This window comes from Acinetobacter sp. YH12100 (assembly GCF_013419135.1).
GTDB classification, from domain to species: Bacteria; Pseudomonadota; Gammaproteobacteria; order Pseudomonadales; family Moraxellaceae; genus Acinetobacter; species Acinetobacter pseudolwoffii.
In genome coordinates this window covers 57,927-84,542 of record NZ_VPAQ01000005.1, presented here as the reverse complement: position 1 = coordinate 84,542, position 26,616 = coordinate 57,927, and the positions used below count along the sequence as shown (strand labels likewise).

29 protein-coding genes are annotated in these 26,616 nt (G+C 42.6%); 17 read left to right on the top strand and 12 right to left on the bottom strand.

All coding sequences use genetic code 11. The annotated features are described in order from the left end of the window. Positions 1-20: 20 nt before the first annotated feature. From tmk to pabC, 3 genes are read right to left on the bottom strand one after another with little or no spacing between them, the layout of a single operon-like run. Positions 21-632 (bottom strand): dTMP kinase, encoded by a 612-nt coding sequence (tmk, locus tag FTU40_RS05180; protein WP_180040061.1) that lies wholly within the window; start codon positions 630-632, stop codon positions 21-23. Between the two features lie 2 nt (positions 633-634). Continuing rightward, positions 635-1,693, bottom strand: a complete 1,059-nt coding sequence (mltG, locus tag FTU40_RS05175) for an endolytic transglycosylase MltG (protein ID WP_005097564.1) — start codon at positions 1,691-1,693, stop codon at positions 635-637. Between the two features lies 1 nt (position 1,694). Then, complete coding sequence (gene pabC, locus FTU40_RS05170; protein WP_159516070.1) at positions 1,695-2,507, bottom strand: aminodeoxychorismate lyase; 813 nt, start codon at positions 2,505-2,507, stop codon at positions 1,695-1,697. Between the two features lie 159 nt (positions 2,508-2,666). Between pabC and FTU40_RS05165 the strand changes: the two genes are divergently transcribed. The 8 genes from FTU40_RS05165 to FTU40_RS05130 all read left to right on the top strand — a co-directional run bounded on the left by FTU40_RS05165 (position 2,667) and on the right by FTU40_RS05130 (position 10,680). After that, positions 2,667-3,674: a sulfate ABC transporter substrate-binding protein gene (locus FTU40_RS05165; RefSeq protein WP_180040059.1), complete on the top strand. Its 1,008-nt coding sequence runs from the start codon at positions 2,667-2,669 to the stop codon at positions 3,672-3,674. Positions 3,675-3,852: 178 nt separating this feature from the next. Beyond that, a complete protein-coding gene (locus FTU40_RS05160) occupies positions 3,853-4,866 on the top strand; it encodes a sulfate ABC transporter substrate-binding protein (RefSeq protein WP_180040057.1) in 1,014 nt (337 codons plus the stop codon). 29 nt (positions 4,867-4,895) lie between these two features. After that, entirely contained in the window at positions 4,896-5,501 is a 606-nt protein-coding gene (locus tag FTU40_RS05155) for an alpha/beta hydrolase (RefSeq protein ID WP_180040055.1), read from the top strand. Between the two features lie 87 nt (positions 5,502-5,588). After that, positions 5,589-6,422: a sulfate ABC transporter permease subunit CysT gene (cysT, locus tag FTU40_RS05150; RefSeq protein ID WP_005097570.1), complete on the top strand. Its 834-nt coding sequence runs from the start codon at positions 5,589-5,591 to the stop codon at positions 6,420-6,422. Beyond that, on the top strand, positions 6,419-7,312 hold the full coding sequence (cysW, locus tag FTU40_RS05145; RefSeq protein ID WP_005097571.1) for a sulfate ABC transporter permease subunit CysW: 894 nt from the start codon (positions 6,419-6,421) through the stop codon (positions 7,310-7,312). Before cysT ends, cysW begins: the two co-directional genes overlap by 4 nt. A gap of 11 nt (positions 7,313-7,323) precedes the next feature. Continuing rightward, a complete protein-coding gene (locus FTU40_RS05140; protein WP_100329043.1) occupies positions 7,324-8,385 on the top strand; it encodes a sulfate/molybdate ABC transporter ATP-binding protein in 1,062 nt (353 codons plus the stop codon). A 54-nt stretch (positions 8,386-8,439) separates the two neighbouring features. Beyond that, positions 8,440-9,363 (top strand): CysB family HTH-type transcriptional regulator, encoded by a 924-nt coding sequence (locus FTU40_RS05135; RefSeq protein WP_005097573.1) that lies wholly within the window; start codon positions 8,440-8,442, stop codon positions 9,361-9,363. Positions 9,364-9,477: 114 nt separating this feature from the next. After that, positions 9,478-10,680 carry an outer membrane protein transport protein gene (locus tag FTU40_RS05130; RefSeq protein WP_180040053.1) on the top strand — a complete coding sequence of 401 codons (1,203 nt, stop codon included), beginning with the start codon at positions 9,478-9,480 and terminating at the stop codon, positions 10,678-10,680. 60 nt (positions 10,681-10,740) lie between these two features. Here FTU40_RS05130 and carO read toward each other — a convergent pair whose 3' ends face one another. Beyond that, on the bottom strand, positions 10,741-11,472 hold the full coding sequence (gene carO / locus FTU40_RS05125; protein WP_180040051.1) for an ornithine uptake porin CarO: 732 nt from the start codon (positions 11,470-11,472) through the stop codon (positions 10,741-10,743). Between the two features lie 318 nt (positions 11,473-11,790). On the opposite strand from carO, the gene dapD reads away from it, so the two are divergent. The 5 genes from dapD to FTU40_RS05100 all read left to right on the top strand — a co-directional run bounded on the left by dapD (position 11,791) and on the right by FTU40_RS05100 (position 15,127). Beyond that, complete coding sequence (gene dapD, locus FTU40_RS05120) at positions 11,791-12,612, top strand: 2,3,4,5-tetrahydropyridine-2,6-dicarboxylate N-succinyltransferase (RefSeq protein WP_100329046.1); 822 nt, start codon at positions 11,791-11,793, stop codon at positions 12,610-12,612. Positions 12,613-12,743: 131 nt separating this feature from the next. Next, on the top strand, positions 12,744-13,454 hold the full coding sequence (gene queE, locus FTU40_RS05115; protein WP_005170091.1) for a 7-carboxy-7-deazaguanine synthase QueE: 711 nt from the start codon (positions 12,744-12,746) through the stop codon (positions 13,452-13,454). 35 nt (positions 13,455-13,489) lie between these two features. Then, entirely contained in the window at positions 13,490-14,158 is a 669-nt protein-coding gene (queC, locus tag FTU40_RS05110; protein WP_005170088.1) for a 7-cyano-7-deazaguanine synthase QueC, read from the top strand. 16 nt (positions 14,159-14,174) lie between these two features. Beyond that, on the top strand, positions 14,175-14,588 hold the full coding sequence (locus FTU40_RS05105; protein WP_005170085.1) for a hypothetical protein: 414 nt from the start codon (positions 14,175-14,177) through the stop codon (positions 14,586-14,588). Positions 14,589-14,668: 80 nt separating this feature from the next. After that, on the top strand, positions 14,669-15,127 hold the full coding sequence (locus FTU40_RS05100; RefSeq protein WP_005170083.1) for a peroxiredoxin: 459 nt from the start codon (positions 14,669-14,671) through the stop codon (positions 15,125-15,127). Positions 15,128-15,293: 166 nt separating this feature from the next. Here the strand turns inward: FTU40_RS05100 and FTU40_RS05095 are convergent, their stop codons facing one another. After that, a complete protein-coding gene (locus tag FTU40_RS05095) occupies positions 15,294-15,857 on the bottom strand; it encodes a YceI family protein (RefSeq protein ID WP_051064995.1) in 564 nt (187 codons plus the stop codon). A gap of 453 nt (positions 15,858-16,310) precedes the next feature. Continuing rightward, positions 16,311-16,916 (bottom strand): LysE/ArgO family amino acid transporter, encoded by a 606-nt coding sequence (locus tag FTU40_RS05090; RefSeq protein ID WP_005097584.1) that lies wholly within the window; start codon positions 16,914-16,916, stop codon positions 16,311-16,313. 103 nt (positions 16,917-17,019) lie between these two features. Between FTU40_RS05090 and FTU40_RS05085 the strand changes: the two genes are divergently transcribed. Then, entirely contained in the window at positions 17,020-17,925 is a 906-nt protein-coding gene (locus tag FTU40_RS05085; RefSeq protein WP_180040049.1) for a LysR family transcriptional regulator ArgP, read from the top strand. Between the two features lie 5 nt (positions 17,926-17,930). Here the strand turns inward: FTU40_RS05085 and FTU40_RS05080 are convergent, their stop codons facing one another. Next, positions 17,931-18,500: a nicotinate-nicotinamide nucleotide adenylyltransferase gene (locus FTU40_RS05080; protein WP_005097586.1), complete on the bottom strand. Its 570-nt coding sequence runs from the start codon at positions 18,498-18,500 to the stop codon at positions 17,931-17,933. 101 nt (positions 18,501-18,601) lie between these two features. Here FTU40_RS05080 and FTU40_RS05075 point away from each other — a divergent pair, with 101 nt between their 5' ends. Together FTU40_RS05075 and FTU40_RS05070 are read left to right on the top strand one after the other, a co-directional pair. Further along, complete coding sequence (locus tag FTU40_RS05075) at positions 18,602-19,402, top strand: enoyl-CoA hydratase-related protein (protein WP_005097587.1); 801 nt, start codon at positions 18,602-18,604, stop codon at positions 19,400-19,402. Positions 19,403-19,475: 73 nt separating this feature from the next. Further along, positions 19,476-20,279 carry a nitroreductase family protein gene (locus FTU40_RS05070; RefSeq protein ID WP_074383348.1) on the top strand — a complete coding sequence of 268 codons (804 nt, stop codon included), beginning with the start codon at positions 19,476-19,478 and terminating at the stop codon, positions 20,277-20,279. Positions 20,280-20,505: 226 nt separating this feature from the next. Here FTU40_RS05070 and FTU40_RS05065 read toward each other — a convergent pair whose 3' ends face one another. From FTU40_RS05065 to FTU40_RS05055, 3 genes are all read right to left on the bottom strand, one after another. Beyond that, positions 20,506-21,975: a carotenoid oxygenase family protein gene (locus FTU40_RS05065; RefSeq protein WP_180040047.1), complete on the bottom strand. Its 1,470-nt coding sequence runs from the start codon at positions 21,973-21,975 to the stop codon at positions 20,506-20,508. A 140-nt stretch (positions 21,976-22,115) separates the two neighbouring features. Continuing rightward, positions 22,116-22,433, bottom strand: a complete 318-nt coding sequence (locus FTU40_RS05060) for an NGG1p interacting factor NIF3 (protein ID WP_180040045.1) — start codon at positions 22,431-22,433, stop codon at positions 22,116-22,118. A gap of 29 nt (positions 22,434-22,462) precedes the next feature. Continuing rightward, positions 22,463-23,338 (bottom strand): LysR substrate-binding domain-containing protein, encoded by an 876-nt coding sequence (locus FTU40_RS05055; protein ID WP_100329052.1) that lies wholly within the window; start codon positions 23,336-23,338, stop codon positions 22,463-22,465. A gap of 171 nt (positions 23,339-23,509) precedes the next feature. Between FTU40_RS05055 and FTU40_RS05050 the strand changes: the two genes are divergently transcribed. Beyond that, entirely contained in the window at positions 23,510-25,252 is a 1,743-nt protein-coding gene (locus FTU40_RS05050; protein ID WP_180040043.1) for an FAD-dependent monooxygenase, read from the top strand. Positions 25,253-25,441: 189 nt separating this feature from the next. Here the strand turns inward: FTU40_RS05050 and FTU40_RS15210 are convergent, their stop codons facing one another. Together FTU40_RS15210 and FTU40_RS05045 are read right to left on the bottom strand one after the other, a co-directional pair. Next, positions 25,442-25,567 carry a KGW motif small protein gene (locus FTU40_RS15210; protein ID WP_005170067.1) on the bottom strand — a complete coding sequence of 42 codons (126 nt, stop codon included), beginning with the start codon at positions 25,565-25,567 and terminating at the stop codon, positions 25,442-25,444. Positions 25,568-25,919: 352 nt separating this feature from the next. After that, entirely contained in the window at positions 25,920-26,366 is a 447-nt protein-coding gene (locus FTU40_RS05045; RefSeq protein ID WP_051064989.1) for a hypothetical protein, read from the bottom strand. Between the last annotated feature and the right edge of the window lie 250 nt (positions 26,367-26,616).

The following is a 26,616-nucleotide window of genomic DNA, read 5'->3' as shown; positions in this document are numbered from 1 at the left end:
AAATTAAAATAAACAGGATTTCAATTTAAACCAGACTTCAAATAACTTAAAGCCTGCTCGAATACCTGCTCCGGTGTACGGGTTGCATCCAGACGTTTGATCCGTTCCGGATGACGCTGCCACAACGTTTCATAGCCGGCTCTTACTTTCTCAAAGAAAGTGACTTTCTCTTGTTCAAAGCGATCCAGTGCGCCACGCGCGCGTGCCCGGTTCATTCCCAGTTCAATCGGTGCTTCTAACCAGAAGGTGATGTCCGGCATACGTGCCACAAAGTGATCATTTAATAACTGCAGCTTTGTTTCACTGAGTCCACGACCTGCACATTGATAGGCAAAGCTGGCATCAGTAAAACGGTCACAGAGTACAATTTTTCCGGCTGCTAAGGCTGGCAGAATGACTTGTGCCAAATGCTGGGCACGCGCCGCATACATCAATAGTAATTCGGTATCATGCGCCATCGCTTCTTCATGATTCACAGCCAGAAGTAGTGCACGGATCTGCTCGGCCATCGGCGTACCACCCGGCTCGCGCGTAAGCACCACATCTTTACCTTGCGCCATAAAATCGTCATAGATCGAACGAATGAGTGTGGTTTTACCTACACCTTCTGTGCCTTCAAAGCTAATAAACATACTCATTCCTTATTCTTCGAGCGTAAAATGGTCAGATACTCCTGCACTGCTTTATTGTGATCATTCAGATTGGTCGTAAACGTATGTCCGCCATTGCCCGTGGCGACAAAATAAAGGTTGTCAGAATTATCCGGATGCATGGCTGCTTCAATGGCTTTCTTACTTGGCAGTGCAATTGGCGTTGGCGGCAAACCAGACATGGTATAGGTGTTATACGGCGTCGGCGTACGTAAATCCTTGCGGGTAATATTGCCATTATAGGCATCGCCCATTCCATAAATCACGGTAGGATCGGTCTGTAAACGCATGCCAATTTTTAAACGGCGCACGAACACTCCAGAAACCTGTTCTAGCTCACTATCCACACTGGTTTCTTTTTCAATGATCGACGCCATGATCAGCGCTTCATATTTATTCTGATAGGGCAGATCAGTCACGCGTTTTTCCCAGGCCTGATCCAGTGCCTTCATCTGGCGCTGATACAGATTGGTTAAAATTTTACGGTCAGTTTCACCTTTAGCAAAAAAGTATGTATCCGGTGCAAACAGACCTTCAGGATGTGAAAATGGAATATTGAGCTCTTTAAGGAGTTGTGCCGTTGGCAAATGTGACACTTCTTTGGTCACCAGATCATCTTTCTTCAAAGCATCAATCAGCTGTTTGAATGTGGTTCCTTCAATCACCAAAATCCGGTTCATCTGGGCATTTTCAGCATTGGAGATCATATCCAGAACCTGACGAATACTCATGCCCTGGCGCACTTCATATACGCCAGCTTTCATGGTGTCATGAATCAGGATGCGCTGATAAAGCTTGAGAATAATCGGGAAACTGACCTGTTTTTCTTTGGCCAGACGGTCAATAAAACCAGAATAGGTTTCCCCTGACCCAATCGCCAGCAGCTGTTTTTGTCCGTCTACAGGATAGTCTTTCCACAAACTACTTTTTAAGACCAGTACCAAAATCAAGGCAAGTCCAATCAGGACGAAGGCAATTCCTTTGAAAAGTGACGAAAATTTGGCTGTATTGTTCTTTTTGGCTTTAGACTTGGAAGCTGACATATTAAGACATCTGATTTAATCGAAGACGGTTAAAAAGTTCAATACAAGCATCGCCATCCAGGGATCGCTGCTCAAATTGAGTGACAATTTTCATCGGGTTTAGCGCATTACAAAAAAACAGACTCTGAATATGGGCTATTTCCTCCATATCGATGTAACGTTGCTGACAGGCAATTCCCTGATCTTGCATCCGTTGTAGAATTTCTGCACGCATCACCCCAAAGACGCCATTATAACGAAGTTCCGGCGTAATCCATGTATTGTTTATACAAATGAAACAATTACTGCTCACCCCTTCGACAACCCCGCCCTGTACATCTGTCACCAGTGCCTCAGACCAACCGCGCTGATCCGCCTCCTGCTTGAGCAAAACCTGCTCCAGGCGATTCAAGGTTTTTAGTCCGACCAGACCCGGCATGGTCAATCCCAGTGCCTGCTGTAATACCCCACTTTGGATCTGTTCATACTTTAAATCATGTAGGGCTTGAGGATAATAAAATACCCACAGATCCGCCGGATGCTCTGGCAAACTATAGCCCCGCTCGCCGACTCCACGACTCAGCACGATCTTTAATGTTCCATTCAGCTGACTTTCTGATTCACGTAAAAGTTCTAAACTTTCTGCAATCAGAGCTAAATCAGCATGCAAACTTAATTTTTGATTACTGAGCTGCAAACGTGCCAGATGACGATCATATAATTCCACCCGGTCCTGTCGAATCCGGGCCGTGCTAAAACAGCCATCACCATAATGAAAGGCCCGATCGAGTACTTCTATCCCACTGACATGTTTCGCATTTTTCAAACAGAGCATATTTTATTGCCTCTCAAATCAACAATTGAGTACTGAGAGATAAGCTCCATCGATTTATCTCTTTTACTCACATCAAATGCATTTTTAATTATTTTTTATGCAAAATATCTCCAGCTATTCTTGCCTTGTCCAACAAAAGCTAAAAAAATTGAGGCAAAAATGAATATTGGTAAATTAAAAATTGGGGTATTGGCTGCACTGGTTTCGGCCACTGCTTTCAGTGTGTCTGCAAAAGATTTCCTTAACGTGTCTTATGACCCAACCCGCGAATTATATGACAATTTTACTAAGGAATTCAGCGCATACTGGAAAAAAACCACGGGTCAGGACGTGAACTATAAACAGTCGCATGGCGGTTCAGGTAAACAGGCCCGTGCTGTGATTGATGGTCTGGATGCAGACGTCGTGACCCTGGCGCTGGCAGCCGACATTGATGAAATTGCAGCGAGAGGTCTGCTGCCTAAAGACTGGCAGAAAAAATTCCCGCAAAACTCAACCCCCTATACTTCCACCATCGTCTTTCTGGTCAAAAAAGGCAATCCAAAAGGGATTAAAGATTGGGGCGATCTGGTGAAGCCTGGAGTAGAGATCATTACGCCAAACCCGAAAACTTCTGGCGGTGCACGCTGGAACTATCTGGCGGCATGGGCATGGGCCAAACATCAACCTGGTGGCAATGACAGCAAAGCACAAGATTTTGTGCGTCAAATTTATAAACAGACCAAAGTGCTGGACTCAGGCGCACGTGGAGCCACCACCACTTTTGCTGAGCGCGGGATCGGTGATGTATTACTGGCTTGGGAAAATGAAGCCCATCTCGCTACTCGTGAACAGCCGGGTAAATTTGAAATCATCACGCCAAGTCTGTCAATTTTGGCCGAGCCACCGGTGGCAATTGTAGAGAAAAACGCCAAGAAAGATGGCAATGAAAACCTGGCCAAAGCTTATTTGAATTATCTGTATTCTCCTGCGGGGCAAACTGTGGCTGCGAAGAATTTCTATCGTCCACGTAATAGCGAAGTATTAAAGAAATATAGCAGCGTATTTAAACCTTTAAAGTTAGTCACCATCGACAAAGAATTTGGTGGCTGGACCAAGGTACAAAAAGCACATTTCGATAATGGCGGGATCTTTGATCAAATTGTAAAGGCAAATCATACGAAATAATGAGGCAGTCCAGCAGAAACAATGGCCTTTATTGATAAGGCCATTTTCATTTCAATAACTTCAGCTCCGTCTTATCTTTTTTTTTCATATAAAATTCGTTTTTATTTATTTTTTACGCATAAAGAATAGGTTTATTCTGCAGCTATGTTACAAAACGTGTAAGAAATTGAGGTTTCTAATGAGTATTTCAAAAACAATAAAACTTGGGGTTCTGGCTGCTGTGATTTCGGCAACCTCATTGGGTGCTTCAGCACGTGATTTTTTGAATGTTTCCTACGATCCGACACGTGAATTGTATGAAGATGTCAACAAGAGTTTTGGCAAATATTGGGAAAGCCGTACGGGTCAAAAAATTAACTTCAAGCAATCCCATGGTGGTTCTGGTAAACAGGCCCGCTCTGTTATTGATGGCTTGAATGCAGATGTGGTGACTTTGGCCCTCGCAGCCGATATTGATGTGCTTGCAGAAAAAGCCAAATTATTGCCAGCAGACTGGCAAAAGAAACTGCCACAAAACTCGACACCGTATACCTCAACAATCGTATTTTTGGTGCATAAAGGCAACCCCAAAGGGATTAAAGACTGGGGCGATCTGGTGAAACCGGGTGTCGGCATTATTACCCCGAATCCGAAAACATCAGGTGGCGCGCGCTGGAACTATCTGGCGGCATGGGCATGGGCCAAACATCAGGCCGGTGGCAATGACACGACTGCACAAGAATTTGTTCGCCAAATTTATAAAAACACCAAAGTCCTGGATTCAGGTGCGCGTGGTGCAACTACCACCTTTGCCGAGCGCGGGATCGGTGATGTCTTGCTGGCCTGGGAAAATGAAGCGTACTTAGCGATTCGTGAGCAACCAGGTAAGTTTGAAATTATCACGCCAAGTCTGTCTATTCTGGCTGAACCGCCAGTGGCGATTGTAGAAAAAAATGCAGCGAAAAAAGGCAATAAGCATCTGGCTCAAGGTTATTTAAACTTCCTGTACTCGCCACTGGGTCAAGACCTGGCAGGCAAACATTATTATCGTCCACGCAGTGAAGTAGCTTTAAAGAAATATAATCATGTGTTCAAACCACTCAAACTGGTGACGATTGATCAGGAATTTGGCGGCTGGGCAAAAGTGCAAAAAGCACATTTTGAGAATGGCGGTATTTTCGACCAGATTGTGAAGGCAAACAGCGCGAAGTAATTCGCAGCTGATCTGACAGGAGCATCGATATGATACATACGCTTATTGTTCCAGGTGTAGGTGGTAGCGAATACAGTCACTGGCAAACATGCTTACAACATCAGCTCAGTCGATGCTCTCGTGTGCAACAAAAAGATTGGAATCATCCCGTTTTGCAGGAATGGATCACTGAATTTGTCAAAGCCCTGCAAGATATTCAAGATGATGTACAGATTGTAGCGCACAGCTTTGGCTGTTTAACCTCGGTCGCAGCACTGGCACAACATCCAGAATTGGCTACTAAAGTTAAAAAGCTGATTCTGGTCGCGCCTGCCAATCCGGCACGTTTTGGGGAAAATGGTTTCGTTCGTAACAGCCAGACCGATTACAGCCATTATTTTCAGCAAGTGCAGATTCAGGTTCCGGCCACGTTATTAATCAGTGAAAATGATCCCTGGTTAAGCTATGCAGATGCCGAGTTTCTGGCCAAAGCCTGGAAACTCAAACCGATTAATCTCGGACAGGTGGGGCATGTCAATGTCGCTTCAGGATTTGGCCCTTTTCCTGAACTTGCCCAGTATTTGATTTCAGAAAAGACTATGCAACATATCAGCAATACTGATGACAGCAAGTATTATTTCAAATTTGCATTTTAGTCGTTGCAAATTATGCTTGTGTCCAATTTCTTTTTTTAATTTTCGCTGGTTAGTTTTAACCAGCTTTCTCTCTTTTGAGGAGTCATCATGTCGCAGCGATCCCGAGTGCTGCCAGGATTTGGTCTTTCTCTAGGCTTTACCCTAGCGTATTTATCATTAATCGTTTTAATCCCGCTGTCTGCTGTTTTTATTAAATCACTGGGCATTGGCTGGGAAGGCTTGTGGGAAATCCTGAGCTCTGAACGTATTCAAAAATCCCTACAACTCAGTTTCAGTGCAGCCATTATTGCTGCGCTGGTGAATGTGGTGTTTGGCCTGTTATTGGCCTGGTGTCTGGTACGTTATAGCTTCCCGGGCAAACGTATTGTCGATGCCTTGGTCGATTTGCCTTTTGCGCTGCCAACAGCGGTGGCCGGTATTGCCTTGACCTCTTTATATGCGCCGACTGGCTGGATTGGTCAGTATCTTGAACCGATTGGTATTCAGGTTGCTTATACCCCGATTGGTATTACGCTGGCTCTAATCTTTATTGGCCTGCCTTTTGTGGTTCGTACCGTACAGCCGGTACTCAGTGATCTGGAAACCGAACTGGAAGAAGCTGCATCTGCACTCGGGGCAAATCGCTTGCAAATTGTGACCAAGGTCATTTTCCCGATTTTACTTCCTGCGCTTATCACTGGCTTTGCGTTAGCTTTCGCTCGCGGTGTTGGTGAATATGGTTCGGTGATCTTCATTGCCGGGAATCAGCCCTTTGAAACAGAAATTGCCCCACTGATGATTATTTCCCGTTTAGAAGAATATGATTATGCCGGTGCAACCACAATTGCGGTGGTGATGTTGCTGATTTCATTTGTCCTGCTGTTCCTGATTAACTTACTGCAAGCTTGGGCCAGCCGCCGTACCGGGAGAACTGCACGATGAGTTTGAATACCAACAGCAATGCACTGGCTGAAAAACTGCAATCCCGTGATGCAACCCGTGAGCCAACCTGGGTACGTTATACCCTGATCACTATTGCACTGATTTTTTTCTTGAGCTGCTTGATCCTGCCTTTGATTCTGGTTTTTGTGGAAGCCTTTAAACAGGGAATTGGTGTTTATACACAGGCATTGGTGCATCCAGATACTTTATCTGCGGTCAAACTTACACTTTTGACTGCTGCAATCGCCGTACCGCTGAACGTGGTATTTGGTGTGGCTGCGGCATGGTCAGTGGCGAAGTTTAACTTTCGGGGTAAATCCTTCCTGACCACCTTGATTGATATGCCATTTTCGGTCTCTCCCGTGATTGCCGGTTTAATGCTGGTACTGATTTTCGGTACGCAAGGCTGGATGGGGTCCTGGCTAATGGACAATGACATCAAGATCCTTTATGCAGTGCCTGCCATTGTCCTGGCGACCATCTTTATTACTGTACCTTTCGTGGCTCGTGAGTTAATTCCATTAATGGAAGCACAAGGCACGGAAGAAGAAGAAGCTGCGATTGTGCTCGGTGCATCTGGCTGGCAAACTTTCTGGAAAGTGACCCTGCCAAATATCAAATGGGGTCTGATTTACGGCGTGATTCTGTGTAATGCACGGGCCATGGGTGAGTTTGGTGCAGTATCGGTTGTATCCGGTCATATCCGCGGTGAAACCAATACTTTACCGCTACACGTCGAAATTCTTTATAACGAATATACCTTTAGTGCTGCGTTTGCCGTGTCTTCGCTTCTGGCTCTCCTCGCAATTGTCACCCTGATTTTAAAAACATGGGTGGAACTGCGCCAGGAAAAACAGGACAAACGTAATCAAGATTCTACAGTTTCTTAAGGAATGCCAACATGAGTATTCAAGTACAAAATATTGAAAAACACTTTGGTGCATTCCATGCACTTAAAAATATCTCGCTGGATTTTCCAGATGGTCAACTGGTGGCCCTGCTCGGCCCATCAGGTTGCGGCAAAACCACGCTGCTACGGATTATTGCAGGTCTAGAATCTGCAGATGGCGGTCAGGTCATTCTGGAAGGTCAGGATGCGACCAATGTTCATGTACGTGAACGTGAAGTCGGCTTCGTGTTTCAACATTATGCCCTGTTTCGTCATATGACGGTATTTGACAATATTGCTTTTGGTCTGCGTGTTCGCCCACGTAAAACCCGTCCATCTGAAGCGGAAATTAAAAAACGTGTTACGCGTTTACTTGATTTGGTTCAGCTGGGTTTTCTGGCTGACCGTTACCCTGCTCAGCTTTCAGGTGGCCAGCGTCAGCGTATTGCATTGGCACGTGCCTTAGCCGTTGAACCGCGTGTGCTGTTGCTAGATGAACCTTTCGGTGCACTGGATGCCAAAGTCCGTAAGGAATTACGTCGCTGGTTACGTACCTTGCATGATGAGTTGCACATCACCTCGATCTTTGTGACCCACGATCAGGAAGAAGCGCTGGAAGTGGCCGATCAGATTGTGGTGATGAACAAAGGTAATGTCGAACAGATCGGTTCGCCACGTGAGGTCTATGAAACGCCGGCAACCCCATTTGTGTTTGATTTCTTGGGTCAAGCCAATCGTTTTGAAGGCCAGAACAACGGCGGCATTATTCAGCTCGGTCAAGATCGTATTCAGTTTGATGGCGCAAAAAATGCTGCTCAAGGTGAAGTGATTTTATTCGCACGTCCTGATGAACTGCGCATTCATGCACAGCCACAAGACAATGCCATTCAGGCCACCTTCATACGTGAATTATGGATTGCGGGTAAAGTCGTTGCAGAACTGAATGACCGTCAGGGTAACTTGATTGAAATCTTACTGACACCTGATGAAGCAAGAGCACACCAATTCCGCCCCAATCAAACCGTGTGGTTAAGTGCGGTGAACTTGCATTTATTTGAAAATCAGGTCGCTTAAGACCAAAAGATGGGGCTTCGAAATGCCCCATCCTCTTCTAGGGTAAAGAGAATTATGAATTTCCAACAATTAAGAATTATACGAGAAACGGTTAGACAGAACTTTAATTTAACTGAAGCCTCAGCTGCACTTTATACTTCGCAGTCTGGAGTAAGTAAGCATATTAAAGATCTGGAAGATGAGCTTGGCGTACAGCTGTTTATCCGTAAGGGTAAGCGTCTACTGGGTTTAACCGAGCCGGGTCAGGCACTATTAGGAATTGTAGAACGCATGCTGGTCGATGCCGATAATATTAAGCGTCTGGCTGATGATTTTAATAAAGTTGATGAAGGTACCTTGACCATTGCCACCACGCATACCCAGGCGCGCTATGTGCTACCGCCGATTGTCAGCCAATTTAAAAAAGAATTTCCTAAAGTACATTTGATTCTGCAACAGGCCAGCCCGGTAGAAATCACGGAAATGCTGCTGCAAGGTCAAGCCGATATCGGTATTGCAACCGAAGCACTGACGACTGAAGACAATCTGGCCAGCGTACCTTATTATAACTGGCAACATAGTATTATTACGCCGCAAAATCATCCACTTGCAACTAAAGATCAGATCCGGATCGAAGATCTGGCCCATTACCCGATTATTACCTATCATGGTGGTTTTACCGGTCGCTCCAAGATTGATACCGCCTTTGAAGAAGCCGGCTTTGATGTCGATATCGTCATGTCCGCACTCGATGCCGATGTCATCAAAACCTATGTAGAAATGAATATGGGCGTCGGCATTGTCAACGATGTCGCTTATGACCCGGAGCGTGATTACCGTTTAAAGCAGATTAAAACGGATATTTTTGGCATGAATACCACCTGGATTGCGGTACGTAAAGGACATTTACTACGTGGTTATGGCTACGAGTTTATTTCCCTGTGCTCGCCGGATGCCGATATTAAAGCGCTTAAAAAAGTCGCCTATCCAGACGAATAAAAATATATAAGTTTTCAATCAAAGAGGCCAGCGAGCCTCTTTATTATTTTCAAGTGGATACTCTGTATAAATATCAAGCATAATCACATTAATAATAAATTGAATTATACCAATATGATCGACAGCAAATTTGCTCTTTTCTGTATGGACTGCGCTTTTTCTGGGTCAGGTTATAGCGCCGCTTTTGAACAGTCCAATCAAAGTATTCACTCTTTTTTTGAAAAAAATCATTATGCTGAAATTTCATTGGCTTGGGTTCGCCCTGATATTAGCGGTCAGGTACAGCATACCGAGCAGCTGCAACAACTGGGTATTACTGACTTTTCTACGGGCCAACTTGCCAGTACGCAATTTATCTCTAATGTTGCCTTAAAATTACAGCTTCACCCTCAACTATCATGGGGACTGATTTATGATCAGCCTTATCATGTAGATGTGGCTTATAGTTATAATCCTGTTTTTGCAGGTGAAGCGCTTTCTGTTGAAGCCGCGACTATCCAGTTTGATAGCCACAATCTCACATCATTAATCGGCTTCCAACCGGATAATCACTGGAATTTTTATACAGGGCTAAGTTATCAAAGTCTGGAAGGAAGCTTATATTTATCCGGGCAAACCTTTTATATATTTAATGGTTATCGGGCTACATTTGAACAAGATCCCGCTTGGGGCTGGCTTGCAGGATTCAGTTATCAACTACCCGAATATTTTTTTAGAACTGCACTGACTTACCGTTCAGCCATTGCTCACCATCATAAAACTGCTGAATCGATTGTCGTAGGCACCAATCCCTCCCCCTATACCCAGATTCAAACCCCTCAATCCATCCATCTGGATTTTCAAACAGGATTGCCTTATCAAAAGGCCTTTTATGGCACATTACGCTGGTTAAACTGGCAAAATTTTGTCATTCAGCCGCCTAAATTCGGTGCAGTGATTGACTATGCGGCCTTAGAATTTCCAGAATTAAAATCATTCAGGATGATTGATTATCGTGAGGATCAATGGTCTGCAAAAATTGGGTTTGCCCATCAATGGCCCTCCTTTGGCATAAATTCTATCGAACTCTTATGGGATTCCGGTACAGGAAATCCGGCTTCGACATTAAATCCGAGTGATGGATATTGGGGTATTGGACTAGGTCATCTTTACAAGATTCAAGATACTTGGGATATTGCCACAGGATTCTATTATTTAAAATTTCAAAAACCTGAGATCTCAACATCTGAGTCACTTACGCCTCAGATAGCGGGTTTATCTGCTGTTTCTGATAATAGTGCCTGGATCATGGGCTTAAAACTGGGTTATCACTTTTAAATTGCTCATTTCAAAGCATAAAAAAACGAGCCGAAGCTCGTTTTTTTATGCAGCTTAAACTTAGAAGCGGAAGCTGACACCCAGTTTCGCTACTGGTAGCCATTCGTATTCATTGTCGTTACGAATTGCATTACGTTCATCAGCTAATGCCTCTCCTAAATTACGGTCACCACTACGTAGGTTTAAAGCTTCTGGATTAGCATTTAAACTTACAGTAGGATTCCCATTATAATAGGCACCAACCTCCCCAAATACGCCCCAACGATTGGTAATTGCTGGAGAGAAACCGATCCCTACATAAGGTGCGATATTATTTTTATATGACAAGTCTCCATTAATACGAACATCTGTGTCGCCTGCATTAAAACGATCTCCATCAACTGTGAATGAGGCATTAGTACCTGGACGACGTTCTAACCCATAATCATTATCAATATATGCAACACCGGCTGCCATATAGAACCAGTTCGCCCAAGGACGGATTTCAGCATTTAAATAGGTCAGGTTATTGTCCATATCTAGATCGTATTTCGAACCATTGATTGACAAGTCATCAGACCAGGAAATATCACCGCCGTTATAGCCTAAAGTCACGCCGACATATGGGTTCACGTTCCATGAAAGTGCACCACCATAACCGGTAGTACCGACTTCAGCACGAACAGCTGCGGGTTTAAAGAAAGAAAAAGATGCCACACCTTCATCTGTTACGATTGTTTCATCAGCAGCCATAGCAGAGCCAGCTACTGCAGCCAAAATGGAAACTGCTAAAATTTTATGTAAAGACTTCATTATTTCTCTCCTCAAAAGAACTTATTTTGATCATTAGTTATTCGTGATGGGTTCAATATAAAGGACTTAAAAAATATTTTTTATTCATGTTTTGCTGATCTTTTGTTATTTTTTGATACAAATTAGTTTTTCTTGTTGATAACCTGGCTTTTTCTAACACTTCTACTACATTTTAAAATAATGAAAAATAACACTTATCACGTTCATTCTTTCAAACTTCCCACACTTTTGGCTATTTTTCATCTATTTTCAATCTGCTCAACTATTTTTAATGCGATATAGTGTAAAATCTAGAAAATTTTTTCTGGAAGGAAGATCATGTCGCAGCTTTCAACAATCATTGAAAAAGCGTTTGAAGATCGTGCGAATTTCACAGCTGCAGATTGCCCTGCTGAAATCCGTCAAGCAATTGAGGACGTAATTGCTGGTCTAGACAATGGTACTTTACGTGTTGCTGAAAAAATCGATGGTGAATGGATTGTTCATCAATGGATTAAGAAAGCGGTATTGTTATCATTTAAATTAAACGACAACAAACCAATGCAAGCTTGTGATCTTCGTTTCTATGACAAAGTAGATACTAAATTCTCAGACTGGACTGAAGAACAATTCAAAGCGGCTGGCGTACGTGTAGTCCCTCCCGCGGTGGCGCGTAAAGGTTCATTCCAGGCCAAAGGCGTGATCTTGATGCCTTCTTATGTCAACATCGGTGCCTATGTAGATGAAGGTACGATGGTGGACACATGGGCAACTGTGGGTTCATGTGCACAGATTGGTAAAAATGTTCACTTGTCTGGTGGTGTTGGTATTGGTGGTGTACTTGAACCACTTCAGGCCAACCCGACGATTATTGAAGATAACTGCTTTATCGGTGCACGTTCTGAAATCGTTGAAGGCGTGATCGTTGAAGAAGGTTCTGTAATTTCAATGGGCGTATTCATTGGTCAATCGACCAAGATTTATGATCGTGCCACTGGTGAAATTCACTATGGTCGCGTACCAGCAGGTTCAGTCGTTGTTGCAGGTAGTCTGCCTTCTAAATGTGGTACTTACAGCCTTTATGCGGCAATTATCGTGAAAAAAGTAGATGCGCAAACTCGTTCTAAAACCAGCCTGAACGATCTATTACGCGAAGACTAATATGTCTTAACTTAGAGGGCACATTGGTGTTCCTCGGAGCTTCAAGCGCTCCCCGTCTCTACGATCAGTCATGATCGTAGGGATTTTTATTTTTATACCCGGTTATTTATTTCTCAGTGGTTAGTTTTGTTATGAATACGCTTCGTTCTTCCGCAATTCCAGTTTCTGATCCGTCTGCGGGTTTACGCATTACGGAGATCTTCTATTCATTACAAGGTGAAGCCAATGCTGCGGGCTTGCCAACGGTTTTTATCCGCTTAACCGGCTGCCCGTTACGTTGTAGCTACTGTGATACCACCTATTCCTTTGAAGGTGGTGAGCGTCAATCTCTGGATGAAATTATTCAGACCACGCTCGATTTTAAAACACCCTTTGTCTGTGTGACCGGTGGTGAACCACTGGCTCAACCGAATGCCTTGCCTTTAATGCAGCGCCTTGCCGATTTAGGTTGTGAGGTTTCTTTAGAGACCAGTGGCGCTTTAGATGTTGCTAAAGTAGATCCGCGCGTTTCCAAAGTTCTAGATTTAAAAACCCCAACTTCAGGTGAAGTTGCACGAAATTTGTTATCCAATCTGGATCATTTAACGCCACATGATCAAATCAAGTTTGTGATCTGCAACCGTGAAGACTATGAATGGTCAAAGCAGCAGCTTGAACAGTATCAGCTCCAAGAGAAAGTCAGTACAGTCTGGTTCTCGCCTGCATTTGCGGTTGAAAAAGGCGCGGTTCGTTTACCGCAACTGGCGCGTGATTTGGCTCAGTGGATTTTAGAAGACCATCTCCCTGTTCGTTTCCAGTTACAGCTGCACAAGTTGTTATGGAATGATGAAACTGGTCGTTAATTTTTTGTAAAGTTACTTTTTTGGAGAATCAGCTTATGCGCCCTCGTGCCATTGTTCTGTTATCTGGCGGATTAGACTCAACTACATGTCTGGCTTGGGCACAGGCACGCTACGAATGTATCGCGATCAGTTTTAAGTATGGTCAGCGTTCAACCACAGAGCTGGATGCAGCCAAAGCACTGACTCAAGCTGCCGGTGTGGAACATCGTGTGATTAATATTGATCTGGGCAATCTGGGTGGCTCAGCCCTTACCGATCATAGCATTGAGGTGCCTGATCATGAACAAGCCGGTATCCCGATTACCTATGTTCCGGCACGTAATACCATCTTCCTGTCTTATGCTTTAGCCGCTGCGGAAGTATTTAAAGCCGAAGCAATTGTGATCGGAATTAATGCGGTTGATTACTCGGGCTATCCGGATTGCCGACCGGAATTTATTGACGCATTTGCCAACATGGCACGCCTTGCGACCAAGGTTGGCGTAGAGGGTCAGGCGCTCAAATTTGAAACACCTTTGTTACATTTATCCAAAGCAAATATTATTCGCTTAGGTATTGAACATGGCGTAGACTACAGTCAAACGGTGTCATGCTATCAAGCAGATGACCAAGGACGTGCCTGTGGCAAATGTGACAGTTGCCGTTTACGTAAACAGGGTTTTGCGGACGCAGGTGTTGAAGACCCGACACGTTATATACCGTAATAACAAGGTAGAGTTTATGAAGAATTTAAAATCAAGCATCGTGCTTTCAGCAATTGTTTCAGCTGCTGCTATGTTCGCAACAACGGCTCAGGCAGCTGATGACAAATTACAACAAGCTTATAAAAGCACCAATGTAAAATCTGCATTGATCAATGTTTGTAAAGATGAAACTGGCAAAGGTAAAAAACTGACCGCTGCTGAAGTCAGTAAATATTGTACTTGCGCTGTTGAAGCAGATGGTAAACTAACCAATGCACAAAAATGGGAAATCCAAAGCACCATTAATCAGAAGAAAAGTCCTGGAACTTTAGCTTTTGTACAGAAGCAGAATAAAGACCTGCAAGCATGTTTTGGTCCACAGTTAACAGGCAAACTGAAAACTTTGACTGAAGAAGCAATGAAATCAGCTCAAGCTGCGCCGAAGAAATAATATCTCATTATTCTTTGATGAAATAAGCCACTATAATGTGGCTTATTTTTTTGAAAAATTTAAATAAAACAGGAGTTAATATGACTGCCATCAGTTTGCTTGACCAGAGTTTCCCTGCAACGACAGCTGAAATCAATTTAACCCAGCTGGATACAGAATGGCTGGTGATTTATTTTTATCCTAAAGATTCTACTCCGGGTTGTACCACTCAAGCCGTCGGATTTTCTTGTTTAAAAGACCAGTTTGATGCTTTAAATACCACCATTATTGGCGTATCTCGTGATTCGGTCAAAGCCCATCAAAACTTTACTGAAAAGCAGAATCTGAGTATTAATCTGATCAGTGATAAAGAAGAAATCCTGTGTAATCACTTTGATGTGATCAAAGAAAAGAACATGTATGGCAAACAAGTCATGGGGATCGAGCGTTCGACTTTTATTTTCCATAACGGCGAACTGGTCAAAGAATATCGTAAAGTCAAAGCCGCAGGTCATGCCGAACAAGTCCTGGAAGATTTAAAAGCTCTGCAAAGTGCTTAATTGACTATTTCCTGCAAGGATAAAAGCTCGAAAAAATCGGGCTTTTTTTGTGATTACTTTGATGTAATACAAGCATTTTATATGTCTTCTATGCTTCAATTTTTAAAGCTAAGCAATAGACATGCAGCAGTCTATTAATCTGAAAAAAGACTGTATTCAAACACCCTTAATTAACTTCACAATGACCCGAGAGATGCAGATTCACTTTCTCCCCTACGCCTGCGATCCCCTTTCTCATGCCGAAATCACTGCGGTTAATCACTGCAAATGCCTGGACTTCGAGCAAGTTGTCATTAGACAGACTCGACTTAAAGGTTGTTTCAAAAATCACCGGTTTGGTCACACCACGCAAAGTCAAATTGCCTAAAACATTGTATTTACCATTGCCCAGGTCTTTAAACTGGATACTTTTAAAACTTACCGTTTTGTATTTTTCAACATAAAAAAGGTCTTCACCCAAAATCATATGTTTCAATAACGGTTTATTAAAACTCAAACTCTCGACATCCATGACCAGATGCGTTGAAGCATTTTGCGGTGCTTTGGCATCAAACTGCATGCTGGATTGCACCTGATTAAACTTGGCTTTGACCACAGTCAGTCCCATTGACTTGATCTCAAAGCCGACATCACTTTTAGGAGTGAGCGTCCATGATTTTGCAAAAGTCTGACTGCTGAAAAATAAACAGATTGCCAGGCCAATCAGTCCAGTTTTTATTGTTGTTTTCAATTTTAAATCCACCTTGTTTAATTTCTTATTGATCGGATTTAGATACACGCTTCAAGCTGAAATTAAATTTTCTTTTCAGTTTTAGAATTTTTGTTTTCGTTATTTTTATACCAGTTAACTGAAGTTTTTGTAAAACCCTTAGTGACTAATGGAAAAAATAATCGTTAGTATTTATTTTTAAGAAATGGCTTAATCGAAGTATACTCATCGAATGGAGACTGTTAATAGTTTGATTTTAAAATTCATCTCCTAAATATGATCATATATTCCAACAAAATCTGAAGTAAAATTTGCTTACACAGCGAGCACTGCAAACTCCATTTTCTATTGTGATTCTCTTTGAAAAATGTTTAAACAGAATGTTTAGACAAATATCAATTACAGACCTTACTCGCATTCTCTTGTTCAAAATATAAAAATCCTCAATTGAGGATTTTTATATTACCAGTTGAATTAAATGCTTAGAATTAATGACCCTGCGACGATCCACATGGTACAAGCAATGAGAGCATCCAGAACCTTCCAGGCATGGCGATGCTGAAACCAGGGTGTCAATATCTTTGCCCCATAGCCCAAGCTAAAAAAGAAAAACCAGGATGCACAGACAGCACCAAGCGCAAACCACCATTTTCCTAGGCTATATTGCGTTGAAATTGAACCAATCAGGATGACGGTTTCTAAATAAACATGCGGGTTTAACCAAGTAAATGCCAGACAGATCATCAATACTTGTAAAAAATGTGCTGTAACTTGATCACTTGGAGCCAAAACTTCTGTTGATTTAAATGCATTGATTGCATGTTGCAGACCATAATAAAACAGGAATCCTGCGCCAATATATTTAGAAAACATAACCGCATTTGGATAATGTTCAATGATGTGAGCAAAACCAAAAACACCTAATAATATCAAAATAGTATCAGACAAGGCACACGTCAAACAGACCAGGAAGATATGCTGCTGTTTTAAACCCTGTTTTAGTACAAAGGCATTCTGCGCCCCGATACTGACAATCAGGCTCATACCTACAGCAAAGCCACTGACCATATAACTGAACATCACATTCCCCTTTTTTGAATACATGAATTATTCAACAAAAAGGAAGCTATTCATTAAAACTAAGTTAATATCAATTTAACTAAATTTTTCTTAGATTGTAGCGATGCTGAATGCGAAACAATGTGATGCTTTTTACGCGGTTGCAAAAACTGGAAGTTTTGATCTGGCGGCAGAACAACTCAATATTACTGCCTCAGCAGTGACCCTTCGTGTTCAGAGTCTGGAAAAACAATTGGGACACTTGCTGCTGGTGAGAGACCGGCCTTGTCGCGTGACTCAATCTGGACAAACTTTATTGCATTATTTACAGCATCAGCGTTTGCTAGAACAAAATTTGATGCAGGATTTGGGCGGACAGGTACAACAGGAAGGTTTTTACTGTCTGAATATTGCCACCAATGCCGATTCACTTGCAACCTGGTTATTGCCGACCTTACAAGCCCAACTGATCCAGCATAAAATTGTGCTGCATTTTCAACTGGATGACCAATCACAAACCCATCATTTACTGGAAGCCGGACTGGTCAACGCCTGTTTAAGCACTGAAGCCAAAGCCATGAAAGGCTGTCTGGCCGAGCGGATTGGACAAATGCACTACCGTCTGGTTGCCACGCCTGAATTTGCCCGGAACTGGTTTCAACAAGGAATACATCGTGATGCCTTACGCCACGCACCGGCGATTCTGTTTAATGAAAAAGACCAGTTGCATACCCAGTATATCCAGCAAGAATTTGGCCTGAGTCCGGCACAATATCCTCACTTTTTTATTCCATCGACGCATGCATTTTTTGATGCCATTGTCATGGGCTTGGGTTATGGCTGGTTGCCGGATTATCAAACCCGGCATTTGCTGGAATCAGGACAATTGATTGAACTTTCCGGTGAAATGCGAATTGAAGTCCCCTTGTATTGGCATCACTGGAAACAGCAGTCTCCTGCTCTGGCGATTCTGGGTAAATGTTTAAAACAGCATGCTCAGACCACCATGAATCAGCCTCTAGCCATCTGATCGAGTCAGGCCAGATTGCTTTTATCCTTCTGGACAAATTTTTGACTGAGTTGCTGATAGGTTTCGGTATGCTGGAATTGCTCTAGAAACTCAATCGTGCCTTGTGGAAATTTATCCCGTTGAATTTCACCGCGATAATAAGCTTCACGCATCGGCGTAGCGGATAAAGCACCTTCTAGGCTTTCCAGTTCGACCATTTCCCATTCCGGGAAAAATTTTAAATAATATGAAGAATCATCTTTAAAATGTCCAATCAGTCCGACTTTGGCATTCGGTTCTATGGCCTGATTTATCAACGATTTCACCAGTTTTTGCCATTTTTCATCATTATAAACATCAATGACTTCTACAAATTGAATCCGCGCCTGATCTTCCGGACTAAAATTTGCAAGGATCATGGCTTCACGTTCCGAAGCCAGAAATGGATTTTTGATATTGCGTTCATTCTGCGCAGAACCAAGGGCCAAAATCACATTTTGACTGTGTTCCAAAGCAATCTGAATGGTTTGCATATGCGCCAGATGAAAAGGCTGAAAACGGCCAATGAAAACCAGATAATCAAATGTATAGTTCATAACAGATCATTTTTATGACTCATGAGTTGTGCCGCCCCAATAAATATGCGACATAATCAATCTCATAAAATCAAATTAAGTTTTAAAGCAAGGATAGTACGATGACACTGAGCTGTATTCAACAACCTCATGAGCATTTGCATGCGAATTTAGAACATGGCGTACTCACTTTAGCCATCAATCGCCCGGAAGCGAAAAATGCCTTATACAGCGAGCTGTATTTATGGATTGCTCAAGCGCTCGATGAAGCAGATCAGGACAATCAGGTGCGTGTGGTGGTGTTACGCGGTCAGGACACGGACTTTAGCGCGGGCAATGATATGCAGGATTTCATGAAATCTGCTGCCAAGAAAGGTCAGGCCCCTGCGGCTGAAGGCCCGCCCTTTATTTTACTCAAAGCGGCTGCCAAGTTTTCCAAGCCTTTAATTGCAGCGGTACGTGGCGTTGCAATCGGGATTGGGGTAACCATCTTATTGCATTGTGACTTGGTCTATAGTGACAATACTGCCCTGTTCCAGATTCCATTTGTCAGTCTGGGCCTATCGCCTGAAGGCGCTTCAAGCAAATTGCTGATTCAGCAGGCGGGCTATCATAAAGCGGCTGAATTATTGCTGACTGCACAAAAATTCAATAGCGAAAAAGCACTCGGTGCCGGTCTGGTGAATAGTATTGAAGAAGATGCCTATGCGGCTGCACAAAAACAGGCGCAGACTTTAGCAGCATTACCTTTGGCATCTTTGAAGCAAACCAAAGCCTTGATGAAACATAATCTGGATGAAATTGTGGCCTGCATCGACCATGAAGCAGAAATTTTCATGCAGCGCGTTGGCTCTCCGGAAATGCTGGAAGCCGTACAAGCTTTTATGCAAAAACGTAAACCTGATTTCACACAATTCAACTAATTTTCAAACTTAGGATCTCAATGAGCTGGTTTAGACTGCCTCATTGATTCCTTTACCTGTAAGAATAAAGAATATGTCTACTGAAAATTCATCCATTATTGCCCAGTCTCCTGAAACCATTGATAGCGCCAATCCTGATAAAAAACGTTATTATGAACCTGCTCCACAGGATATTGATGTCGATAATTTCCGTAAAGTGATCGAAAGTCGTCGTTCAGTGCGTAAATTTACCAAAAAACCAATTCCAGAAGATGTACTTGATGCTTGTCTGGATCTGGCGTTGCTGGCTCCCAATTCGTCAAACTTGCAGCCCTGGACATTTTATGTGGTACAAAACCCGGCGAAGAAAAAGCGACTGGTCAAAGCCTGCATGAGCCAACTGGCAGCAAAAACGGCTTCTGAGCTGATTATCTGTGTGGCACGTACCGACCGTATTGATGAAATGGCCAAACGGAATGTCAATGAATTTCCATATCCGGAAGCACCAGCTGCCATCAAAAAATACTATAAATACATTCCATATAACTATAAAACCGGTTATTTAAATGTCTTTGGCAACTTTAAAAAAGTGGCTTTCAAAGTTGCCCGCACTTTAGATAAACAGATGCCTGTTTCTGCCTTTAGTCCAAGTGATGCCAAACTTTGGGCAACCAAAACAACGGCACTGGCTTGCGAAAATCTGGTCTTGGCCTTACGTGCTTATGGTTTTGACAGCTGCATGATGGAAGGTTTTGATGAACCGATGGTACGCGATATCTTGGGCTTAAATGATCAGCAATATCCAGTCATGGTGATTGGTGCAGGTGAACGCGCCAAAGACGGCGTGTTCTTCCCGCAATACCGTTTTGATCGTGAGTTATTTATCCAGAAAGTTTAACAGTAGCAATAGAAGAATAAATCTTTGATTTGATATTCTTGGCGATATGAATACCACTCTTAGGCAGAGATTCAGAAATGAATTTTCTGCCTAACCTGGGATCTCGGTTAATTTAGACCTACCCTTCTCATCCTTCAAAGTAACATCAACCTATTAAATAAAGATTTAAATCTTCACGCGATATGAGACTGTGCCAGCACCCAAAGTGCTTATGCATCATCAAAATCTAAGAATAATAAGTTCTCAATTTCCGGTCATCCATCCAGTTACAATGAAATCCGACGGATACACGAACCGGTAAATGAATCGTGGCAATAGGCCCCTTCTGAATATATTGCGCATCTAAAATCACCACTTTCGATGGACTGCCATCCAAGGCGTGTAGATAAGACATCAGCCAGCCATCATTTTCTGTTTGAGTACCTTCTCGGGCGACAAAAACTGCCTCACCTGTAACCCAGTTTGCTCCAAAGGAATAGCTTGCTGTACTGCCGGTTTCCAGATCATGGTACAAGAGTGTATTACTGCTAACATGATAAGGATCATCAAAGCCGGCAAAGGAAATACTATAGACATAGCGATAAGGCCGCCCTGTATAGGCTTCATTGATCCGCGGAAATTCCTGCTTGATATTGGATAATACAGTTCGAGTGACTTTTCCTGTTTGCTGCTCGAAGATCAATCTTTCCAGCCGAATCTCCTGATCTTCTATTGGTCCCTGAATGGAACTGACCAGTGCCTTGGAATGTACCACTGCATCCATCACTACATCACCTGTGTTCAGGTCATAAGCATTGACCGTATGAAAAATAAAACAGGGATCAATCTCATACCAGCGGATGTCTGCCGCACTGCCACCAAAAGGCAGCATACCTATACGAGCCTGATGTTTAGGATTCCATTGATAGGGTAATAGTGAGCCTTTTAAGGCACTACGCATAGAAAAGTTGACATTCAAATCCAGAATCAGCACCTGAGATTGAGTAATGGCACAGTCATGCACCATCGGGCCATGTTTGACTGGAATTTCGACATGATGTTGCAGTTTGCCTTGAGCATCAATATGTAAATAAAAAACCTGATGATGATTCAAGGCATCATAACAAACCGCATGAATATCTCCTGTTTCCGGGTCGATATGCGGATGAGCCGTAAACGGTAAATCCTGATCATTTTCAAAAAGTTGATGCCGTTTTGATTCCAGTTCACGATTTACTTCGATCGGATAAGCCCCCGCTTCGACCAGTGCCCAGATTTTCCCGGCAAAGTGGATGATATTGGTATTGACCGCATCCGCGATTCCACGCGTTTTCCCTGAAATCTGTGGTCTATGCAATTTTTTCTGCACACTGGCCGATCCGACATAAGCACTTTTATAGCAATGTGCTTCACCAGCTTTGAGTTTCAGCGCGTGAATCATGCCATCACCGGTGAACCAGTGATAATTTCGTGGGTTCTTTACCGTGATCGGATTCGGGCCAATCCGCATCAGCGCACCTTCCAATTCTACAGGAATTTGCCCTTCTACCATCAATTGAGTAGCAAAATGCTCCTGTCGTTGTGGCGCAAATATCCCATCCAGATAGGGATTGTCATGAGAATACGGAATGCGGCTATGCAGGATTCCCGCACCATGTTTGATAGTTTTACTGAGCGTATTCTTGAGGATATTGCCGAGCTGTTTTGACCACTGCATTATTATTTTCCTGTTTTATTTTTATGATGATGACTGATTTTATACTCATAAAAGGAGGTTAATCATTTTAAACAGATAAGCTGATGGTACGCTAAAACACGATGCGCACCATTACTTCTAGCAGCAATAAGGTTGCACGTTTAGACTTTAATATCCAGGAGCTGAATAAACTCAAAAGCAGGCTCTTCATAAGGATGGCTTGCTTTCAGAGCTTTGGCGACCTCGACCGCCTTTTCATCAGCAACCAGCATTTCTACTCGCCACTCTTCAACCTGCTCTAATTCCCCGACTTCACCAATATAAGGATCTGTACCTTGCTGCGCTTTAAACTGTCCTGTTCCCAGTACCTGCCAGGCACAGTGGGTATAATCTCCGATGCCGCCTGCACCCGCTTTAAACAAGGCTTCCTTAGTCACTTCAAGATGTTCATCTGGTACATAATAAATGAGTTTTAGCATGTTTCCCTTCAACATTTTCAATGGCTTATTTAAGATCTATTGTCCAGTGCCTGGGTAATAATATTCAATGCAGAATTATGAGAATTCTTGTTAAATGTTGCATAAAGTCCTAATTGTGGCAGGACTTGATCTGTTTGCACGATTTTCACATGCTCATTTAAAAAACGCAGCAGATATTCCGGGACGAAGCTAAAACCCATGCCCATATTGATCAGGTTAATATGTTGCAACACATTGGTAACCCACAGTATTTGGTCATGCTGCAATTGTTCAAAAGACATCAGGTGATTCAACTGCGCATAAAAGACTGGCGAGGCATTTTGCTCACACATAATCAACTGATGATTTTTCAGTTCTTGTAACTTCAATGGCCGATCTGTGGGATGTAAATACTCGGCTGCCACCAGATAAATCTGTTCATTCATTAAATGAATATTGTCAAAATCGGGATGTTGCAGACAATAGCGGGTAAAGCTCAAATCCAGCTCGGCATTTTTCAGGCGTTGAATCTGCTCCATACAGGTCAGACTATGCAGATGAATTTTTAAATCAGGAATATTCTGCTTCAGTTTGGCCAGAATATTTGGCATCACTTTCAGTTCTGCAACATTTAAAAAGCCAATATGGATCTGGTTATTTTTCTGCTGCGCCACCTGACGCGCCGCGGCAACTGCCAGTTTGGCACTTTCAAGCGCCTGTTCAGCATGAATCAAAAAAGCTTGCCCTTCATCGGTCAGTTTGATTTGCCGGGATGAGCGGTCAAACAGCATTACACCGACTTCCTGCTCCAGATCCTTAATCTGCTGACTTAAAGAAGGCTGCGCCGTGAACAGCTTATCTGCTGCTTTGGTAAAACTCTGTTCCTGAGCTACTGTTAAAAAAGCACGTAAATGTCGAAGTTCCATAAACTCAGCCGCATATTCTCAGGCATTTTAAGCTGCCAAACGAGAAAGTAGTAAGAATCTCAATAGACCTATAGTTTATATGAATACTCCTATTGTATTGCCTGAATTTCACTACACTGGATTGTAAATATATTCAAATCTTGTTCTTCAGACAGACACATGGAGTCATGTATGACACAGCATTACGATACTGACGTATTGGTAATTGGCACAGGACCTGCAGGATCGACCTTAGGTTTAGCACTGGCAAACTATGGAATTAAAGTTCAACTCTTCACACAGTTTAACTGGCTGGCCAATAGTCCACGTGCACATATTACCAATCAGCGTGCTATGGAAGTATTACGTGATTTAGGCATTGAAGAACAAGTCAAAGAAATTGCGACACCGTGGGAACACATGGGCGAAAGCCTGATTACCACCAGTCTGGTCGGTGAAGAAATTGCCCGTTTAAGCGCTTGGGGCACAGGTGATGAACGTCATGGCGACTATATCAAAGGCAGTCCATGTCCATTGGTGGATTTGATTCAGCCGAAAATGGAAGCCTTACTGGTCAAGAATGCCGGTGAGCGCGGTGCAATCTATAACTTCAATACTGAATATTTATCGCATGTTCAGGATGAAAATGGTGTCACCGCTACTTTCCTGAACCGGATTACCAACACAGAATTTAGTTTAAGAGCCAAATATCTGATTGGTATGGATGGCGCACGCTCAAAAGTGGTTGAGCAACTTGAGCTACCACTCGAAGGTGTGATGGCGCGTGCGGGTACAGTCTATGTGACTTTTAAAGCCGATCTAAGCAAATATGTTCAGCACCGCCCTGCGATTCTGCAATGGATCGTCAATCCTGAGGCCAGCTTTGGTGATCTCGGCATGGGCTTGCTACGTGCCATTACGCCTTGGAATGAATGGATTATGGGCTGGGGCTTTGACATTTCCAAAGGCGAGCCACAAGTGACTGAAGAACAGGTTCGATCGCGTCTGAATACATTTGTTGGCGCTGAAGTGGAAGATGTTGAAATCCAAAAACTGTCCTACTGGTATGTAAACCAGACTTGGGCAACTGAATATTCTAAAGGCCGCGTGTTCTGTGGTGGTGATGCTGTACACCGTCACCCGCCTTCAAGCGGTTTAGGTTCAAATACCTGTATGCAGGATGCGTTTAACCTTGGCTGGAAACTCGCCTATGCAATCAAAGGTTGGGCCGCACCTTCCCTCCTCGATTCATATACGTCTGAACGTGCGCCTGTAGGCAAGCAGATTGTCGCACGTGCCAACCAGTCCCGTTTTGACTATAAGCATTTAAAAGAAGTCTTTGGTTTTGACCAAGGCATCACTACGCAAAAACAAATGCTGGAACGTATTTTTGCTGAAGATGAGCAAGGTGCCAAAATTCGTAAAAAGTTATTTGAAGCACTTGAAATTAAGCATTTTGAATTTAATGCCCAAGGTGTTGAACTGAATCAGCGCTATAGCTCAAATGCGGTAATGAATGAAGCTGAGCCCGAGATCTTTGACAAAGATGAACAGCTTTATCTGCAAGCCACGACTCGTCCGGGTGCCAAAGTTCCACATACCTGGCTAATCAATAGCAAAGGCCAAAAGCAATCCACTTTGGATATTAGCGGTAAAGGCCGTTTTACCTTACTGACAGGTTTATCAGGCAAAGGCTGGAGATTGGCTGCCGAGGCTCTAGATTTACCTTATTTAGATGTAATTCAGATTGGTTCACGTGAGTATCGTGATGTCTATGGTACTTGGAATGCCAAGTCTGAAGTTCATGAATCAGGTGCGGTGCTGGTTCGTCCAGATGGTTATGTGGCTTGGCGTTATCAGGACAGTACCAATGCATCTTTTGATTATGAAAATACGTTAAAGGCGGTATTGAAGCAAGTTCAACTCATAATCTAACTATTCCATCAATCATATTTAATTGACCATCGACATGGATGTCACCTGTCAGCCTGTGGGATATAATCATTCTATCAGTCTGACGAAGGGGTTTTGTCTTTCGGAGCAATGTTCCTCATGCCCGAACAAAAGCAAATATAGAAACAAAACTAAAAAACCACCTCTCGGTGGCTTTTTTAAAGCCAAATATCAAGAACCCTGCATCAAATAACTGCCCACAACAAACAATATTTGTAGTCCTACGACAATAGCAAACAACATCCAGCCTTTCTGACGCATTGCCGCCTTATCCATTATTCTAAGTGTTTTAGCCATGTCATCACCTCATACTTGAGAATTGATACTGAACTGATCTATTCCATCTTTCTTTTATAGTGCAATAAAGTTGTGCATAAAACATACCATAGCACTTTATATACAATATGAAAGCAAAATCTAAACCAAGTTCAGTGGGAGAAGTTAAATTAAAAAATCAGAATGCTTAAAAAGCAAAAATCCACCCCAAGGTGGATACGAATTAAGTAATTATAGATATTTTTAAATTATTTTTCCATAAAGTATAATTAAGTTAATATTTTTAAATGTTATTTATTAAAAATTAAGAAAATTAATGATTAGTAATTTTCTGATATTTCCACATGAGAAGTGACTTTGCTGTAAGCATGAATTATTCATTACATAAGTTCTCATTTGGAAGTGTGATACTTTTACCATCCATCGCTTTACTAAAAGCTAAATACGCCTTAAAGCGCTGTTTTGTGTTTGTGGTGACTGCAATGACATGCTGAACGACATTGGATGGTTTGTACAAAGTATCTTGAGAAAAACGCTCGTAAATGCAGCCTATCGCGCGCGATTTTTCAAATGCAATTTTTCGTAGCGGGTATTGCTGAGAAGTATCGAGTAATAAGCTCTCTTGCAGAACCATAGCCAATTGTTTTACCGCCTGTCTTTGTTCCATATTTATAAAATTCTTTTCAATATAGAGATCAATATCATCACGAATTCCGTTTTGATTCACATCAGGGCCTTCGATATCGCGATCACGATTGAGTTTCGGCAAATAACCACTTTGTTTTATTTCATCTAAATGCTTGATATTAGCTCGCCACATGTATGTATCACACCCCGCCAATGTGAATAGTGAAATAAGTAAAATGCACCTTGAGAATCTGATAAATATTCTTGGCATGAGGTACCTCTTTATTTTATATGCATCATCATTGTCAAAAAGCTCAACATCTATCCTGAATCTCAATATATTTTCATGATTTAGTAGATCTGTAGTGTTTACGATATTTCATATAAAAGATCGCAACAGCGATCAAATGCAAAGCTAAACACAAGATGATTTTTAAATGTGG